The following is a 16,876-nucleotide window of genomic DNA, read 5'->3' on the forward strand; positions in this document are numbered from 1 at the left end:
GATGTGATAGAGGCCGGTCCGACGCTCCGTAGCCGTGACTTCGAGCTCGCATCCGATGCGGCGGGGATGAGCCTGCCTCAAATGCTCCCCGCCGGCGCCCGCCAGTGATTGCCGAGGCCGGTCTCGTCGCATTGTGGCTCGCCGCATCGCTTGCAGCGATGCAGCTTGCGCTTGCCGCACTCGCGGTGCGGCGCAGTGACGACATCCTCGCCGCGGCCGTCCGTCCTGTGGCCATCGTGCAGGGTGGCTTGGCGCTGCTAGCAATGGCCGCGCTGATCCGCGTGTTTCTGACCTCCGATATGTCCGTCGCGCTGGTTGTCGCAAACAGCCATTCGGCGAAACCGTGGCTGTACAAATTCGCCGGCGCATGGGGAAACCATGAAGGGTCGATGCTGCTGTGGGTCACGATCCTCGGCGTCGCCGGCGGAGCCGTGGCGTTTCTTGAACGCCGCATCGCCGAACGCACGCTCACCGCGACTCTCGGCGCGCAAGCCGCGATCGCACTCGGCTTTTACGCCTTCCTGCTCTTTGCATCGAACCCGTTCGCGCGCCTCACCAACTCGCCTGCGGACGGGCAAGGCCTCAATCCGCTGCTGCAGGACCCCGGCCTCGCGTTCCATCCCCCGACTCTTTACGCCGGCTATGTCGGCCTCTCGGTCGCTTTCTCCTTTGCTGTGGGCGCGCTGGTCACGCGCGACGTGGGCCCTGCCTTTGCGCGCGCCATGCGGCCGTGGGTCCTCGCCGCCTGGGTGTTCCTCACCATCGGCATCACCGCCGGCAGCTACTGGGCCTATTATGAGCTTGGCTGGGGCGGCTGGTGGTTCTGGGATCCGGTCGAGAACGCCTCGCTCATGCCGTGGCTCGCGGCAACGGCCTTGCTCCATTCGGTCAGCGTGCTCGCCACGCGCGATGGCCTTCGCGCCTGGACGGTGATGCTGGCGGTGGTCGCCTTCTCCATGTCGATGCTCGGCACCTTCCTGGTGCGCTCCGGCATCCTCACCAGCGTTCATGCCTTTGCCGTTGATCCCGAGCGCGGAACCTTCATTCTGATCCTGCTGGCCATCTACATCGGCGGTGCACTAGCGCTGTTCGCCACCCGAATTGGCCTGGTGCGGGCGGGCAACACGTTCGAGCTTGTGAGCCGCGAGGGGAGCCTCGTTGCCAACAACCTGCTACTCTCCGTCATTCTCGGGATCGTATTGATCGGGACGTTTTACCCGATCCTGGCGGCCGCGATGGGCACGCAATTGTCGGTCGGCCCGCCCTTTTTCGAAAAGGCCGCCGGCCCGATTGCGCTGGTTCTCGTCGCGGTCATGGCCGCCGGCCCACTGCTCCGCTGGCGGCGGGACTCGGCAAGGGCACTGGTCAAACGAATGACCTGGCCGATTGCCGCCACGGGCATCAGCGCGGTCTTATCGATCGTGCTTGCGGGCTGGTTCGGGCTGCTGCCGATGCTCGGCCTGGCACTCGCGGCTGGTCTGGCGGTTGCGAGCATCGTGCCGCTGTTCGGGCGCAATCTCCTGCGCACGCCGATGTTCGTCTACGGCATGGTGGTTGCCCATCTCGGTATCGCGGTGAGCCTGGCGGGCATGGCCGCCTCGTCCGCTTTCACCAAGGAAACGCTGGTGGCGAAGCGCATTGGCGAGTCCGCCAGCGTCGGCCCTTACCTCGTCACCCTTCGCGGTATCCGCCCGGTGATCGGCGACAACTGGTCTGCGCTGGAGGCCCGCCTCGACGTGCAGCGCGGAAACGGCACGGGCCCGCTACTGGCGCCGCAATCGCGCTTCTTCTCCAACCCGCCGACCACCACCAGCGAGAGCGCCATTCTCACCGCGCTCGACGGGCAGCTCTACACCGTGCTCGGCCAATCCGATGGGCAGGGCCGCTGGCAGCTTCGTCTCTGGTGGAAGCCGTGGGTCACGCTGATCTGGTTCGGCGGGTTGTTGATCGCGCTCGGCGGCGCGCTGTCCATCCTTGGCCACTGGTTGCGTGATCGGCGGCAGAAGCGCCGCGCACACGAGGCGGTCGAGGCCGCCGCCCATCGCGAGGCATGGGGCGCGTGAGGCGTTGGCTGCTTTGGTTGCCGCTCGCCATCTTTACGGTGGTGGTCGTGTTCGCCGTGCGGGAGCTGCGCAAGCCAAGCGACCGCACCGTTTATTCGGCAATGGTCGGCAAGGCCGTGCCCGCATTCGATCTCCCGCCCATCCTGTCCGGCAAGCCCGGCCTGTCGGCTGGCGACCTGAGGGCCGGCCAGCCGCGATTGCTCAATATCTTCGCCAGCTGGTGCGTGCCGTGCATTGCCGAGGCACCGCAGCTCATGAAGCTGAAAGCGATGGGCATCCCGATCGACGCGGTCGCGATCCGCGATAGCGACACCGCGATCGCGCAGTTCCTGAAGCGCCACGGCGATCCCTATGCACGCGTCGGCGACGACAAGAACAGCCAGGTTCAGCTGTCGCTCGGCTCCTCGGGCGTACCCGAAACCTTTGTGGTCGATGGTCGCGGGATCATCGTGAAGCAGCACGTCGGGGACATCCGCGACGAGGATGTCGCCGCGTTGGCAGAAGCATGGCGGAAGGCCCGATGATCGCTCGGCGGCGCGATGCGGCGCTGATGCCCCTGCTGCGCCAGATCGGCTGCGCGACGATGGCAGCCACGCTGGCACTGGCACCCCCCACAACGGCCCAGGGCCGCCCCCCCGCAGATTATGCCAACGTCCAATTGCCTGATCCCGCCAAAGAGGCGGAAGCGACGGCGCTGATGGCAACCCTGCGCTGCCTCGTGTGCCAGGGGCAGGCGATCATCGACAGCGATGCCGACATGGCCGGCGACATGCGCAGCCTGGTACGTCAGCGCATCGCCGCGGGCGAAAGCGCGAACGAGGTCCGCGACTGGCTGATCGCCCGCTACGGCGATTACGTCACCTACGATCCGCCGGTCAGCCCCGTCACCCTGCCCTTGTGGCTCGCGCCCATCGTCCTTCTCGCCTTCGGCGTGTGGATCGCCCGGGCAAGTTTCCGCCGCCGAAACAGGTAGCGAAATAGAACTGGATTCTCCGCGCGCGACGGCATAGCGTCTCCAGAACAAAAGTTATGGGGAGGTGCGGCATGACCGTGACAGTATGGGATCACCCGCTGTCGCCTTATGCGCAGAAGGTGAAGATCGCGCTGCGCGAAAAGAACGTGGCCTTTGACACGGCGGTCCCCGGCGGGATCGGCGTTGGCGGCGCGGCTGGCGAGTTCGTCGCCACCAATCCGCGCGCCGAAGTGCCCGCGCTCGTCCACAATGGCTTCGGCATCTTCGATTCCACCATCATCCTGGAATATATCGAGGATGCCTGGCCGGAGCCCCCGCTGCTCCCAGCCACCCCCGCCGATCGCGCTCGCGTGCGCATGATCGAGGAAGTGGTCGACACCCATCTGGAGGCCGTGAACTGGGGCCTCTCCGAACTGCGCTGGTTCCGCCGTGCGGAAGGCCCGCTGGGTGACGCCCTGAGCACCCGCGCCGGCGAACAGGTGCGCGGCTATTTCAACTGGCTGGAGCGCGAGCTTGGCCATCGCGAATGGTTCAACGGAGAAACGTTCGGCTGGGGCGACCTGTCGGTGGTGCCCTATGTCAACGGATCGGTCGGCCACGGCATCGCCCCCGAGCCCGGCTCGAAGCTCGCCGCTTGGCTGGCCCGCGCCAATGCGCGGCGGTCGGTGCGCGATACTGTCGCCGAAGCTGCCGCCGCTGCTTCCGCCGGGGGGATGGGCGATGTCGCCAAGCTCTTGGAACAGGGCCTCTTCAAGCGCGAATACCGCGATCACCGCCTGGAATGGATGGTGAAGTCGGGCGGGCTGGAGGTCGTGACGCAAGGCATGGCCCGCGGCAACATCCGCTTCACCCCTGATCTTGTTTGAATTCGGAGCGTAACATGCATCTCGTCAGCGATCACATCATCGAAGGGCGCGCAGGCCCCACCTTTGACCCGAATTACCCGACCCTCCCGGGCGTCGACCTCATCGATATCCGCCGCTTCACGCAGGGCCAGCCATGGGACGACTTCGCTCGCATGCGCGCAGAGGCGCCGGTGATGTGGCACCCCATGCCACGCGACGGCGTGGGTTTCTGGGCCGTCACCAGCTTCGACGGCGTGAAGCGGGTCAATGGCGACCCGCAGACCTTCAGCAGCGAAAAGGGCGGCATCCTGATGGCGTTGGGGCCGCAGGAAACGCGCCACCCGATCCTGTTCTCGGCCTCGACCAATTCGATGATCAATCTCGACGCGCGCCCGCATCGCGAGCTGCGGCGCGAGCATATGCCCTATTTCACCGCCACCTATATCAAGGGCCTGCGCGATCGCGTCTCGGCGGAAGTGACCCGTCTGCTCGATACCATGGCGCCGCTGGGCAAGTGCGACCTCGTGGAGAAATTTTCGCAGCGGTTGCCGATCTTTACCCTGTGCGAGATGCTGGGCGTGCCCGAAGCTGATCGTGAGAAGTTCATCGGCTGGATCCACTTCCTCGAAATGGCGCAGCAGATCGCCACCGAGCAGGCAGAGCAGATGGCCAGCGGGGGCGAACTCAGCCCACAGATCGCCGCCTTCATTGAGATGTTCAACAAGAACGTCGGCGAGATGTTCGAATACGGCCGCCACATGCTCGCCAAGCGCCGCGCCGATCCGCAGCCGGACCTCATGAGCGCCATTGCCAATGCCGTGGTGGAGGGCGATCCGCTGCCCGACCCCTATCTCGACGGCGCCTGGCTGCTGATCGTGTTCGCCGGCAACGACACCACCCGGAATTCGATCTCGGGCGCCATGAAGCTGTTCACCGAGAACCCGGATCAGAAGCAGAAGCTGCAGGCGGACGGCAGCCTCCTCACCAATGCCGTGCATGAAATCACCCGCATGGTTTCCCCCGTCATCTACATGCGGCGTACCGCCACCAAGGACACCGAGCTGGAGGGCCAGCAGATCGCCGAGGGTGAAAAGGTGATCATGTATTACGGCGCGGCGAACCGCGATCCCGCCATGTTCCCCGGTCCCGACCGGTTCGACATCACGCGGGCGAATGCCGAGAAGAACATCGCCTTTGGCCACGGCCCGCACATCTGCATCGGCCGCATGACGGCTCAGCTTCAGCTGGAAGAAGCCTATCGCCAGATGTTCGCCCGCTTCCCCGACATTCGCTGGACGGGCGAGATGGACATCGCCCCCAACAACTTCGTCCATGCCGTTCGTCGGCTTGAGGTGGAGTTCACGCCCGAACGCGCTGCCAAGGCCGCGTGATCGGCGCGGCGGGCGCGCCACGCTGGGTATCGCTGTGGTTTCGCGGCGCGGCGATCTTCGGCCTGCTCGCGCTGCTGCCGCAATATCTGCTTCCCCAGCCGGCGGGAGCGGAGCTGGTCGCCTATGGCTTTATCGGCACCGCCAGTGCCTTCCAGCTCGTCTTCTGGGTGATCGGTGGCGATCCTCTCCGCTACCGCGCGCTGATGCTGCCGTCCGTCGCGGAGAAACTCGCGTTCGGCATACCGGCCGTGTTGCTGTTCGCCGCCGGCAAGGTGCCCGCCCTGGTGCTGCTGTTCGGCGCGTTCGACCTGCTGCTTGGGCTCGGCTTCCTCCTCGCTTGGCGAGCGACGCCAGTACGCACCGTCTGACATTCGGCAGCCGAAAAGGGAGAACGCTGGCTTGACGGCAGGGGCCGGCGCTCTCCACCCTCGCGCATACGTGTGAGGATCACTAGTTAGGCGCCAATGCAGCTTGTAATTGTCGAATCGCCCGCAAAGGCGAAGACCATCGAAAAGTATCTCGGCTCGGATTATCGCGTTCTCGCGAGCTACGGCCATGTTCGCGATCTGCCGGCGAAGGACGGCTCGGTCGATCCGGACGCCGGCTTCGCGATGGAATGGGAAAATTACGCCGACAAGGCCAAGCAGCTGAAGGCGATTGCCGATCTGGCAAAGGGTGCCGACCGGCTGATCCTCGCCACCGACCCTGATCGCGAGGGAGAGGCGATCAGCTGGCACGTCCAGGAAGTGCTGGCGAAGCGCAAGGCGCTGCCCAAGGACGTTCAACGCGTCACTTTCAACGCCATCACCAAGGCGGCTGTGACGACCGCGATGGCGAACCCGCGCGAACTCGATACCGATCTGATCGACGCATACCGCGCCCGCCGCGCGCTCGACTATCTCGTCGGCTTCACGCTCTCGCCGGTGCTGTGGCGCAAGCTGCCAGGCGCCAAATCCGCTGGCCGCGTACAGTCGGTCGCGCTCCGCCTGATCGTCGATCGCGAGCGTGAGATTGAGGCGTTCCGCGCGCAGGAATATTGGTCCGTCACTGCCGGACTTGAGCAGGACGGCACGCCCTTCACCGCGCGGCTGGTGCAATGGGAGGGCAAGAAGCTCGATCGCCTGTCGATCGGCAATGAAGGCGATGCGCTGAAGGCGAAGGCCGCGGTCGAGGCCGGTCGCTTCACCGTCGAGCGGGTCGAGACCAAGCCCGCGACGCGCAACCCACCTCCGCCCTTCACCACCTCGACGTTGCAGCAGGAGGCAGCGCGCAAGCTCGGTTTCTCCGCCGATCACACGATGCGGATCGCGCAGCAGCTCTACGAGGACGGCGCGATCACCTATATGCGGACGGACGGCGTGCAGATGGACGGCAGCGCCATCGACGCCGCGCGCGGCGCGATCGCCAACCGCTATGACGCTAGCTACGTGCCCGACAAGCCGCGGCAGTATCAGACCAAGGCCAAGAACGCGCAGGAAGCGCACGAGGCGATCCGCCCGACCGACTTCTCGCGCGACAAGGTCGGCTCGGGCGATCATGCCCGGCTGTACGAACTGGTGTGGAAGCGCGCGCTTGCCAGCCAGATGGCGTCCGCCCGCATGGAGCGCACCACCGTCGACATGGCCGACGGCACTGGCCGCAACATCCTGCGTGCCACTGGTCAGGTCGTGCTCTTCCCCGGCTATCTCGCGCTCTATGAAGAGGGGCAGGACGACAGCACCGATGAGGACGCCAAGCGCCTCCCGCGGATGCGCGACGGCGATTCCCCGGCCAAGAAGAGCGTCGACGCCGAACAGCATTTCACCCAGCCACCGCCGCGCTTTTCCGAAGCCTCGCTGGTCAAGCGGATGGAGGAGCTCGGCATCGGCCGCCCCTCGACCTACGCCTCGATCATCAAGACGCTGAAGGACCGCGCCTATGTGCGAGTCGAAAAGAACCGCTTCTTCGCCGAGGAGAGCGGACGGCTGGTGACGGCGTTCCTCGAACGCTTCTTCGAACGCTATGTCGGCTATGATTACACCGCCGAGCTGGAAGAGGAACTGGACGACGTCTCAGGCGGCCGCGCGCAATGGCAGGCGGTGCTCGAAAGCTTCTGGCGCGATTTCAAGCCGCGCACGACTGAAGTGATGGAGTTCAAGCCAAGCGAAGTCACCGAGCAGCTCGACACTTTCCTCGCGCCCTATCTCTTCCCCGACCGGGCGGACGGCAGCGACGCGCGCCTGTGCCCCAATTGCACCACCGGCAAGCTCGCCTTGCGCGGCGGAAAGTTCGGCGCGTTCATCGCCTGCTCCAATTATCCGGAATGCAAATACACCCGCCGCTTCGCGCAGGCGGGCGGTGAGGCCGGCGACAGCGGCGAGCCGGAACAGCTTGGCCAGGATCCGGAAACCGGCCTCTCGGTGGAGCGCAAGTCGGGACGGTTTGGCCCCTATATCCAGCTGGGCGAAGGCAAGGACGCGAAGCGCGCCTCGATCCCCAAGGATGTGGGCGAGCTCGACCTGGAAATGGCGCTGAAGCTCCTCAGCCTCCCGCGCACGATCGGCCAGCACCCTGAAACCGGCAAGGACATCGTCGCCTCGATCGGCCGCTACGGCCCCTATCTGCAGCATGACGGCAAATACGCCCGATTGCAGAGCACCGCCGACGTGTTCGAAACTGGCATGAACGCCGCCGTGGTGAAGCTCGCCGAGGCAGCTGCCGGCGGTGGCCGCCCGCAGCGCGGCTCGCGTGAGCCGCTCAAGGTGCTTGGGCCGCATCCGCGCACCGAGGCGGAGATCAAGCTGATGGAGGGGCGCTACGGCCCCTATGTCACCGACGGTGAAACCAACGCCACCCTGCCCAAGACGATCGCGCCCGACGCCCTGACGCTGGAAGAAGCCGCCGAGCTGATCGACGCGCGCGCCGCCATGCCGAGCAAGGGCAAGACGGCCAAGAAGAAAGCGCCGGCGAAGAGGGCGCCGGCCAAGACAGCAGCCAAGGTTACAGAAAAGAAGACCCCGGCGAAAAAATCCGCGCCGAAGAAGGCTGCGGCAAACACGTAATCGCCTGGTGCGCAGAGGCGGCAACCACCTGCCGCCTCGCAACACCGGGCAATGGCCGATCGCGCCGGTGAACGAGTGCGGGTCACACCGCGGTCAGCACGCTCCATTCGAGATCACCATCTCTGCGGTCAACAACGGCGCACAGCTCGCGTTCGAACTGCTCCAGTATGGCCTGCTTGCTCCACCGCTCGGCGGCGCGCTGCTGCCCGTTGCGGCCGAGTTCGTCGCACAGCCCCTCATCGTCGAGCAAGCGGGCGATCGCATCGGCAAGGGCTTGCGCATCATGCGGCGGCACGATCAGCCCGCATTGGCTCAGCTCGCGTCCCAAATCCGTATTCTGGTCCACCGTCGCCACGACGGGACGGCCGGATGCCAGCATGTTGGGAAGCTTTGACGGCAGCACCAGATCCGCCGCACCCGCCATTTGCGGGAGCAGGTGCACGCTGGCGAGCCCGAGCAGATCAGCAAGCCGGTCTGCAGGCTGAAGGTCGAACAAGCGCACATTGTCGCAATCGGCGATGCTTTCCGCCAACGCGGGCTTGTGCGGTCCGTCGCCGCAGATGACGAATAGAAGGTCGCGTCGATGGGCCAGCAGACGCGCTGCCTGCGCGATGATCTCGACCCCCTGTTTCGCCGCGATGTTGCCGGAGTAAAGCGCCACGAAGCGGTGCTCCACCTCCCATTCCGCACGGTAGGGCGAAGGCCGGTCGATCGGCGCCACATCCGGCCGCGCCCAATTTCGGAATTCGACGATTTCGTGCCGCGACACCTGCTTCTCCGCCAGATGCGCGCACATTGCTGGCGAAATGCTGCTCACCCGATCGCCGCGAAGCGCCAGTCGCTGCACCGCGCGCGCGGCGGCGATGGTCAAGGGGGATCTGCCGATCTGGCCTGTGGCAATCGCCATTTCCGCCTCAAGATCCTGGACATGCACCCAGAAGGGCAGGCGGAACAGCTTGGCGCACCAACGCGCGACGATCGCGGCCATGGTGGACGGCACGATCGCCACTACTGCATTGGGTCGGCGCCGAACCATCAGGACACCCAGCACGAGCAGCGCTAAAAGGGCGAAGCTCGCCAAGTGGATCAGGCGGCGAATGCCATTGGGAACGGCCGGCACATAATGGGGCAATCGAATAACCTTGACCCCGTTCTCGATCGCGCGGGCCAGGCGAAATCGTCCGTAGCCAGGAAGAACTTTCCAATGGGGATAGGAAGGCGTGCTACATATGACGCGAACCTGATGGCCGGCCGCGGCAAGCATTTCCGCCATGCCCGTTGTACACGGACCAATGCCGACCGGCTCCGGCGCGTAATTGGGACCGACGATCAATATCCGCAGCGCGCGCCTCACGACATGCTGACCAGATACATACCGGCAACGCCGCGCATCTGCGCGCGCAATGTTCCACTCAGCATGCGACTCCCCCCGGCTTTAAGGCAGATTCTCTGCTCTCGCTCTTGTTGTGTGTCCGATTCCGACCATTTGTCTATCCTCTATTAACCACGTCCCGTAAGTTTTTGCTTTTGTGTGCCCGGATCGAAGCGCCGGGGGTCGGCAGCGTGTATCTCCTGCCTTGACCGGCGCCCCTGATCTCCATAGCGCGCTGCCGCTTTGCGGACGGGGCTTATCGGGAATGAATGGGGTGCGAGCGCTGGCGGTCGTGGCATGTGTCGCCAGTCTTCCTGCCGTTGCGGAAGAGCCGGTCGTTGGCAAAGAAACCGTGGACGACATCCTCGTTACTGCCGAACGCCGCGAGGAGCGCGCGCAGACCGTGCCGATCGCGCTCACCGTCGTTCCCGCCGCCAGGCTCGAGAACGAGGCGATGGCCAATCTCGATCGCATCGGTGCAGCCGTGCCGAACCTCTACCTCTCGCGCAATTTCGGCACGAGCTCCGGAGCGCTCGTGTTCTTGCGCGGCGTTGGCGAGGGCGATTCGATCTTCACCAACGACCCGCCGGTCGGGATCTACGTCGACGATGTGATCCTGCCGCGCTCCACCGGCTCCTTGCTCGACCTGATCGACGTGGACCGTGTGGAGGTACTGCGCGGTCCGCAAGGCACGCTGTATGGGCGCAACACCAGCGGCGGCGCGATCAAGCTCGTCATGAAACGCCCGTCACCGGATCGAGCGTCGGCCGCGATAGATCTCGCGATCGGCAGCTACGGCCGCATCGATGCCCGCTCCACCGCGAACGTTCCGCTGGCGGGCAACCTCGCGATGCGCGTCTCGGCCCTCTCCCGCAACCAGCGCGGCTGGGGCCGCAACCTGACCAACGGCGCGCGCGTGAACGGCCAGGACCTGCAAGGCGCGCGCGCGTCGCTGCTGTGGGAGCCTTCCGCGGAAGCGACCTTGTACGCGACGATCGACACGACGCGGGATCGCTCCGGCCCGCGCTTCCCGCAGCGGTTCCGGCCCGATCCGGCGCGGCCCGGCCGCTTCACCAATATCTTTATCGCGCCGGGCGGCGACATCGATGCATTCGAATCCGCCGACACCGATCCGCTCAATCGCACGGACACCAGCGGCTTCTCGTTGCGCGCGGATTATCGCTTCACAGGCGCAACGCTCACTGCGATCACCGGCTATCGCGCGCTCCGCTCGCGGATTGGCTTTGACCAGACCGCAAACCCGGCCGGCGTCGGCGCCAACGTGATCCTTCTCCAGGATCAGGACCAGCATAACGTCAGCCAGGAGCTGCAGCTTGCCGGCAACGCCTTTGCGCAGCGCGTCCAATGGCTGATCGGCGCCTATCATTTCCGCGAGCACAATGATCAGCTGACCGCCGTCAGCTTCGCCACACCCGCCGGCACGAATGCGCGGTTCCGCAACCGCGATTTCTTCAACGCTCCCTCACGTGGGCTCGGCACCATCGGCAATTGGTCCCCCTACGCACCCGAACTCGATACGCGCAGCTCCTCGCTGTTCGGCTCCGCCACCTTATCCTTCGGCGACTCCCGCCTGACCGGCGGACTCCGCTACACCGATGAGCGCAAGCGCTACGAAGTGTCGTTCCTCACGGCGCCCGACACGATCCTGACGCTGCCCGATGGCCGGCTGGCGCAGCGCCGCATCTCCGAACGCTGGACGGACGTGTCCCCCCGGCTCGAACTCGATCACACGCTGACGACACGGGCCGGCGAGACGATGATCTATGCCTTCGCTGCCAAGGGATTTCGCAGCGGCAGTTTCGACGGGCGCGCGCGGAACATCGATTTCGCGCTGAACCGCCAAGGCGCGATCGCCCCGGAAATCGTATGGAATTACGAGGTCGGCCTAAAATCGGACTGGCTGGATCGCAGGCTGCGCATCAACGCGACGTACTTCGTCAACGACTACACCAACATCGCCTTTTCGGCGTCCAGAGTGACGGCCGGCCCGCCCGAGATCTTCCGTCAGAATGTCGGCAACGCCCGCATCCAGGGTCTCGAACTGGAATGGACCGCGCGCCCGCTGATGGGCGTGGAGGTCGGCGGCTGGGTAGCGACCCTGGCGGATCGCTTCACCCGCCTCGCCTCCAGCCCCGGCTGCACCGCTTTCGTGCCCGACGAGCGCGATCTCGACCTGCGCTTCACCCCTGCGCTGCGCTATCAAGTGCGGGCGAGCTACACCCAGGAGGTCGGCGAAGCGCGCGTGCGGCTCGGCGGCGATTACAGCGCGTCCAGCCCGTACTCGATCGCCTTGTGCAACGAGCCGCAGCACCGCGTCACCGACGCCGCGCAGATTAACATACAGGCGGGCGTGGACTGGCGCGACTGGGGCCTGCTCCTCGCCGCCACCAACCTCGCCGACCGCCGCTACAACACCGGCAGCGTCGGCGCGATCGGCTATCCCGTCGCGCCGCGCGAGTGGACGCTCCGGCTCAGCCGAAGCTTCTAGAATGTGAACGCGTAAGGGAGATCTTCTTTCGGCCATTAGCGAACCTCCGTCCGCGTGTTAGCCTCCCCGCGAGGAGCTCTACATGATCAAACACGTGGCCCTGTTGCGAGGGATCAATGTTGGCGGGCATCGACGTGTCCCCATGCAGGACCTTCGCAGCATAGTGGCCGAGGTCGGTTACCGCGATGCTCGGACCTATGTGGCGAGTGGTAATGTCGTGTTCGCCAGTGACCAGGCAGCTGAACTCATCGAGACCACACTCGAGAACGCCATCCAAGATCGGTTTGGGTTTCCCGTCGATGTCATCGCCCGGTCCGCAGCCCAATGGCTGGCTTACGTGAACAGCAATCCCTTCTGTGCGCAAGGCGACCGGGAGCCCAACCTAGTCATGCTATGTGTCGGCAAGCAGCCGGCGACAGAAGAACATGCCCTCGCTCTGCGGCATCGTGCCGGCGCCAATGAACGCGTTGAGCTCAGAGGCGACACCCTTTGGCTCTACTTCGGCGACGGCTCCGGCCGGTCGAAGATGGGAGTGGGACCAACATCGGGTATTTGGACCACCCGTAATCTGCGTTCTGTCTGCAACATCGCGAGCATGCTGGACTAGGGCAGCCAACCTGTCGTTTCACGCAGCCTGAAGCAGTCGCTTACGACTTCACGCAGCCCTATTCCACGCGCGCGCTCGCGAACGGTGGCTCCTGCGGGATGATCGGCGGCGACACGGGCGTCGGCACCACCTGCTTCTCGCGCGCCACCATCGCCTGCACGTCCGCCAGCAGCCGCCGCGCATCGTACACGATACCGTCCTTGATCGTGTAGCGCACGCCGCCGATCCGCTCCTGCCGGTTCGTCTGCGGGTTCAGCCGCACATGGCCGGTGCCGTATAAAGTCTTCAGGTTCGCCAGCGGGTTCTCGGGCACGATCACCAAGTCGGCGAGCATCCCGCGCCGCACCGCACCGAACTCGGGCTCTTGCCCCTTTGGCGCCATCAGCGTCTTGGCGCCATTGGACGTCGCGGCGCGGAAGATCTCAAGCGGGGTCAGCCCCGCCTCCTGGAGCAGCTCCAGCTCCTCGACATAGGCAAAGCCGTACACCTTGTAGATGAAGCCGGAATCGGTGCCCACCGTCACCCGGCCGCCGATCTGGTTGTAATCATGAATCAGCTGAAAGAAGTTGCGGTAGAAACCCTTCCAGTTGGTTTCGATCTGGCTGGTCCAGTCGAAGAAGTATGATCCATGATTATCACGGGTGGACTGGAAATAATTCCACAGCTGCGGTGTTGTATACTGGCCCTGCCAATCGGCATTGCGCGCCCGCATCAGGTCGCGTGAGGCGGCATAGATGTTGAACGTCGGGTCGAACGTCACGCCGTTTGCCTTCTGCTCCTGGAGGTAATCCCACCATTCCGGCGATCCCGGCGCGTGGATCTCGTCCTTGATATCGGCCACCTGTGCGAAGCGCTGAAGCTCGTTGTAGAAATTATAGTCAGGCGAGAATTTCTGGATCGTATGATCCTTCAGCAGCGATTCCATATGCCCGTAGAAGTGCGTGATCGTGTCCAGCCCGGCACGTCCGGCGATGATGCCGTTGAAGTCCGACACGCCCGTCTGGCTGAGGTGCGCGACGGTGCCCATCTTGTTTTTGTGCGCTTCGTCGATGGCAGCGCTCATCACCGCCGGCGTCTCGTCATCACGCCCGAAGAACTTGATCCCGTCGATGTCGTTCTTCGCAGCCCAGCGCACCCATTCGCGCGCCTTCTCGGGGCTGGAGATGCGCCCGCCGGACCAGCCTGCGCCCATTGTCTGGTAGTTGAAGATGCGCGGCGCAGCGATCTCGTTGCGCGCCGATCGCGCCTTCTCGCGGCTGGTAAAGGAGGGCGCTGCGAGTGACACGCCGCGTACCGTCGTCACGCCATGCGCCAGCCACAGCTTATAGGCATAAGACGCATCCGGCGCCTTGTCCTTGCCCGGCAGATGCGTGTGCATGTCGACGAAGCCGGGCAGCACATACATGCCGGTCGCGTCGATCTCCTGGTCGGAGTCCTGCGGCGCGCGATTGGGAGCGAGCGCCATGCCGGGCCAGCCGGCCTGGCGGATGTCGGCGATCCGGTTGCCCTCGATCACGATGTCGACTGGCCCGCGCGGAACGGAGCCGGTGCCGTCGATCAACGTGGCGCCGCGAATGACCAGCCGGCGGAACGGGCCGGCGCCTTCGCCCGCCGCACGCGCCGGAGCCGCGCCCGGATCATTGCCAGCAGGGGCGGGAGCCGCAGCAGCGCGCGGCGCCTGTTCCTCATGCGCCAGCACCGGGCCGGCAAGCGCAGCGCTCGCCAGCAACAGCAGGCGAGCACCCAATCGGCGAGACAAAGCCATGATCGATCCTTCAGAGATGCAGGAGAAAAGCGCAGCGGCAGCGACTGCCGTGCGCGAGATTGAGGTTTGCGTTCAGCCGACGCGCCACCCCTTAGCGCTTCGGCCGTGCGGGCCGCCGGCCGTCCGCACGATCATCGCGCGGCAGCGCGCGCCACATCGCCAGCACCTTGTCCACCGGCAGCCGCTCGACCGTGCCGCGATGCCCCGTCACCGTCCGGCCAGCGAACAGCGAATTGACGACGGCTTCCTCCGTCGCCTCGCTCGCTGCCTGGAAAAGCGGCGTCATCTGATCGTTGCCGACGTCGCGATAGGCGCTCGCCGTGGCGCGACGCTGCGCGCTGCGGCGCACATCCGGGTGGGTGGAAAAGGCGATGGCATAATCGCCCGAGCCATTGGTCATCGGCGAGCCCGTGCGTGCAATCCCCATGAAGGCGCGCGCGGCGAGCCGCTTCAGGTTGCGATCGGACAGCGGCGCATCGGTCGCGATCACGATGATGACAGATCCGTCACCCTGCTTGCGGTCCACCTCCCGCTCAAAGAGATAGCCGCCGAGCCGCTCGCCCACCGGCATGCCGGCGATCGTTAGCACGCCGCCGTAATTGCTCTGCACCAGCACGCCGACCTTGTGCCCGCCGAGCGACGTCGGCAGCACGCGCGAGCTGGTGCCGATCCCGCCCTTGTACCCAAAGGCGACCGTTCCGGTGCCCGCGCCCACGGCGCCCTCGGCAACAGGCCCCGTCTTCGCCGCGGCGATCGCCGCGCGCGCCTTCGCAGAGGTTACAGTCCGCGCACGTATGTCGTTCAGGAAGGAATCGTTGGTTTCGCCAACCACGGCGTTCACCGATTGCACCTGTTCGTTGCCGGACTGTTCCAGCGTCCATTCGATGCTGGCCGCCATGGCCTCGGCCACCGACAGCGTATTGGTGAGTAGGATCGGCGTCTCCACTTCGCCCAGTTCCTCCACCTGCGTGCTGCCGGCGAACTTGCCGAAGCCATTGCCGACGCTGAACCCCGCCGGCACCTTGTTCTGGAACAGATTGTCGCCGTGCGGCAGGATCGCCGTCACGCCGGTATGCACGCGCGTCCCATCGATCAGCGTCATATGGCCGACCCGCACGCCGTCCACGTCGGTGATTGCGTTGAGCGGTCCGGGGGTGAGGATACCGATGCGGATGCCGGCGTCACGCGCGCGCGGCGCGGCTGGTTCGGCCTGATCAGCGCGCAATCCCGTGCTCACCATCAGCAATCCCCCGCCAAGCAGCGCACATCCGACCAGCCGGCCGATCCGCCCCCGCATCACCATCCCTGCCCCCTTCCGGCCACGCCGTGCCCGTTGCGCCCGCGACAGACGCGTCATCGCACATCACCCGCCACTGTCCAGCGCGCCAGCCCGGGATCAGCGGTTTTGCCCGCCGTCCACCGGCACGATTGCGCCCGTGACGAAGCTCGCCAGCGGGCTCAGCAGAAACGCCGCCACGCTGCCGATCTCCTCCGGTTTGCCGAAGCGCTGCAGCGGCACCTCGCGCCGGATCCACCGCCACCAGCTTTCCGCCCGCGGCCCCGCCGAGCGCTCCTCCCAGTCGCCGCCGGGAAAGATGATGTTGCCCGGCGCAATGGAGTTGACCCGAACGCCCTTCGGCCCTGCCATCACTGCCAGCTCCTTGCCCAGATGGCCCAGCGCCGCCTTGGCCGTGCCATAGGTCAAGGGCGTGCCGAGCGCCGCGAGGCCGGCGATCGAGCCGATCAACAGCACCGAGCCCTCGCCCCGCGCGGTCATCCGGCGCAGCGCCGATCGCGCGAGGTAAAAGGCGGAGTCCAGGTTCTGCGCCATGCCGCCGCGCCACGTGTCATCGTCCACCTCGAACCCCGGCGGACACGGGTGCAGCCCGACATTCGCCACCGCACCCCAAAGCGGTCCCAAGGCGGCATCGGCATCGGCCATGATCGCCTCGACCTGCGCCGGATCGGTCATGTCGCCGGCCGCGCTCCAGATCGCATCCGCGCCATAACGATCGGCGAGCGCCGCGTGCGTTTCGGCCAGCGCCGCTGCGCCGCGCGCCGCCATCGCCACCCGCGCGCCCTCCGCCAGGCACGCCTCGACGATGCCCAGCCCGATCCCGCGACTGCCCCCCGCCACGAAGATCACCTTTCCGCCGAGCTGCAGGTCCATGGCTCACTCTCCCTGTTCGTCCCGCTCTTTTACCAGCCTAGAAGGACGGCGGCGGTACGCCTTGCATCGCAATCTTGGGGCGCTGCTGGCAAGCCATGTCGGCGCGCAGCACGAAACTTGACGCTGCCGGAACGAACCGC

13 protein-coding genes are annotated in these 16,876 nt (G+C 65.7%); 9 read left to right on the forward strand and 4 right to left on the reverse strand.

Annotation, left to right across the window (positions count from 1 at the left end; genetic code table 11):
• The first annotated feature begins 104 nt into the window (after positions 1-104).
• The 7 genes from SPMU_RS12350 (at position 105) to topA (ending at position 8,313) form a co-directional block, all read left to right on the forward strand.
• A complete protein-coding gene (locus SPMU_RS12350; protein WP_088334220.1) occupies positions 105-2,063 on the forward strand; it encodes a heme lyase CcmF/NrfE family subunit in 1,959 nt (652 codons plus the stop codon).
• The gene (locus SPMU_RS12355) at positions 2,060-2,587 is read left to right on the forward strand and encodes a DsbE family thiol:disulfide interchange protein (RefSeq protein WP_245833243.1); all 528 of its coding nucleotides are present in this window, start codon (positions 2,060-2,062) and stop codon (positions 2,585-2,587) included. Before SPMU_RS12350 ends, SPMU_RS12355 begins: the two co-directional genes overlap by 4 nt.
• Before the next feature lie 59 nt (positions 2,588-2,646).
• Positions 2,647-3,036: a cytochrome c-type biogenesis protein gene (locus tag SPMU_RS12360; RefSeq protein WP_211275802.1), complete on the forward strand. Its 390-nt coding sequence runs from the start codon at positions 2,647-2,649 to the stop codon at positions 3,034-3,036.
• A gap of 71 nt (positions 3,037-3,107) precedes the next feature.
• Complete coding sequence (locus SPMU_RS12365) at positions 3,108-3,902, forward strand: glutathione S-transferase family protein (RefSeq protein ID WP_088334222.1); 795 nt, start codon at positions 3,108-3,110, stop codon at positions 3,900-3,902.
• Between the two features lie 14 nt (positions 3,903-3,916).
• Entirely contained in the window at positions 3,917-5,272 is a 1,356-nt protein-coding gene (locus SPMU_RS12370; protein ID WP_088334223.1) for a cytochrome P450, read from the forward strand.
• Positions 5,269-5,640, forward strand: a complete 372-nt coding sequence (locus SPMU_RS12375) for a hypothetical protein (protein WP_211275799.1) — start codon at positions 5,269-5,271, stop codon at positions 5,638-5,640. The genes SPMU_RS12370 and SPMU_RS12375 overlap by 4 nt, the downstream gene beginning before the upstream one ends.
• Positions 5,641-5,736: 96 nt before the next feature.
• On the forward strand, positions 5,737-8,313 hold the full coding sequence (gene topA, locus SPMU_RS12380) for a type I DNA topoisomerase (RefSeq protein ID WP_088334224.1): 2,577 nt from the start codon (positions 5,737-5,739) through the stop codon (positions 8,311-8,313).
• An 82-nt stretch (positions 8,314-8,395) separates the two neighbouring features.
• Here the strand turns inward: topA and SPMU_RS12385 are convergent, their stop codons facing one another.
• The gene (locus tag SPMU_RS12385; protein WP_245833257.1) at positions 8,396-9,667 is read right to left on the reverse strand and encodes a WcaI family glycosyltransferase; all 1,272 of its coding nucleotides are present in this window, start codon (positions 9,665-9,667) and stop codon (positions 8,396-8,398) included.
• A gap of 283 nt (positions 9,668-9,950) precedes the next feature.
• Here SPMU_RS12385 and SPMU_RS12390 point away from each other — a divergent pair, with 283 nt between their 5' ends.
• Together SPMU_RS12390 and SPMU_RS12395 are read left to right on the forward strand one after the other, a co-directional pair.
• Positions 9,951-12,194 carry a TonB-dependent receptor gene (locus SPMU_RS12390; protein ID WP_088334225.1) on the forward strand — a complete coding sequence of 748 codons (2,244 nt, stop codon included), beginning with the start codon at positions 9,951-9,953 and terminating at the stop codon, positions 12,192-12,194.
• 82 nt (positions 12,195-12,276) lie between these two features.
• Positions 12,277-12,801, forward strand: a complete 525-nt coding sequence (locus tag SPMU_RS12395) for a DUF1697 domain-containing protein (protein WP_088334226.1) — start codon at positions 12,277-12,279, stop codon at positions 12,799-12,801.
• A gap of 58 nt (positions 12,802-12,859) precedes the next feature.
• Here SPMU_RS12395 and SPMU_RS12400 read toward each other — a convergent pair whose 3' ends face one another.
• From SPMU_RS12400 to SPMU_RS12410, 3 genes are all read right to left on the reverse strand, one after another.
• On the reverse strand, positions 12,860-14,566 hold the full coding sequence (locus SPMU_RS12400) for an amidohydrolase family protein (protein ID WP_088334227.1): 1,707 nt from the start codon (positions 14,564-14,566) through the stop codon (positions 12,860-12,862).
• Positions 14,567-14,657: 91 nt separating this feature from the next.
• A complete protein-coding gene (locus SPMU_RS12405) occupies positions 14,658-15,806 on the reverse strand; it encodes a DmpA family aminopeptidase (protein ID WP_211275803.1) in 1,149 nt (382 codons plus the stop codon).
• Positions 15,807-15,962: 156 nt separating this feature from the next.
• On the reverse strand, positions 15,963-16,736 hold the full coding sequence (locus SPMU_RS12410) for an SDR family NAD(P)-dependent oxidoreductase (protein ID WP_088334229.1): 774 nt from the start codon (positions 16,734-16,736) through the stop codon (positions 15,963-15,965).
• Between the last annotated feature and the right edge of the window lie 140 nt (positions 16,737-16,876).

The sequence above is a fragment of the Sphingomonas mucosissima genome, from assembly GCF_002197665.1.
Classification (GTDB): domain Bacteria; phylum Pseudomonadota; class Alphaproteobacteria; order Sphingomonadales; family Sphingomonadaceae; genus Sphingomonas; species Sphingomonas mucosissima.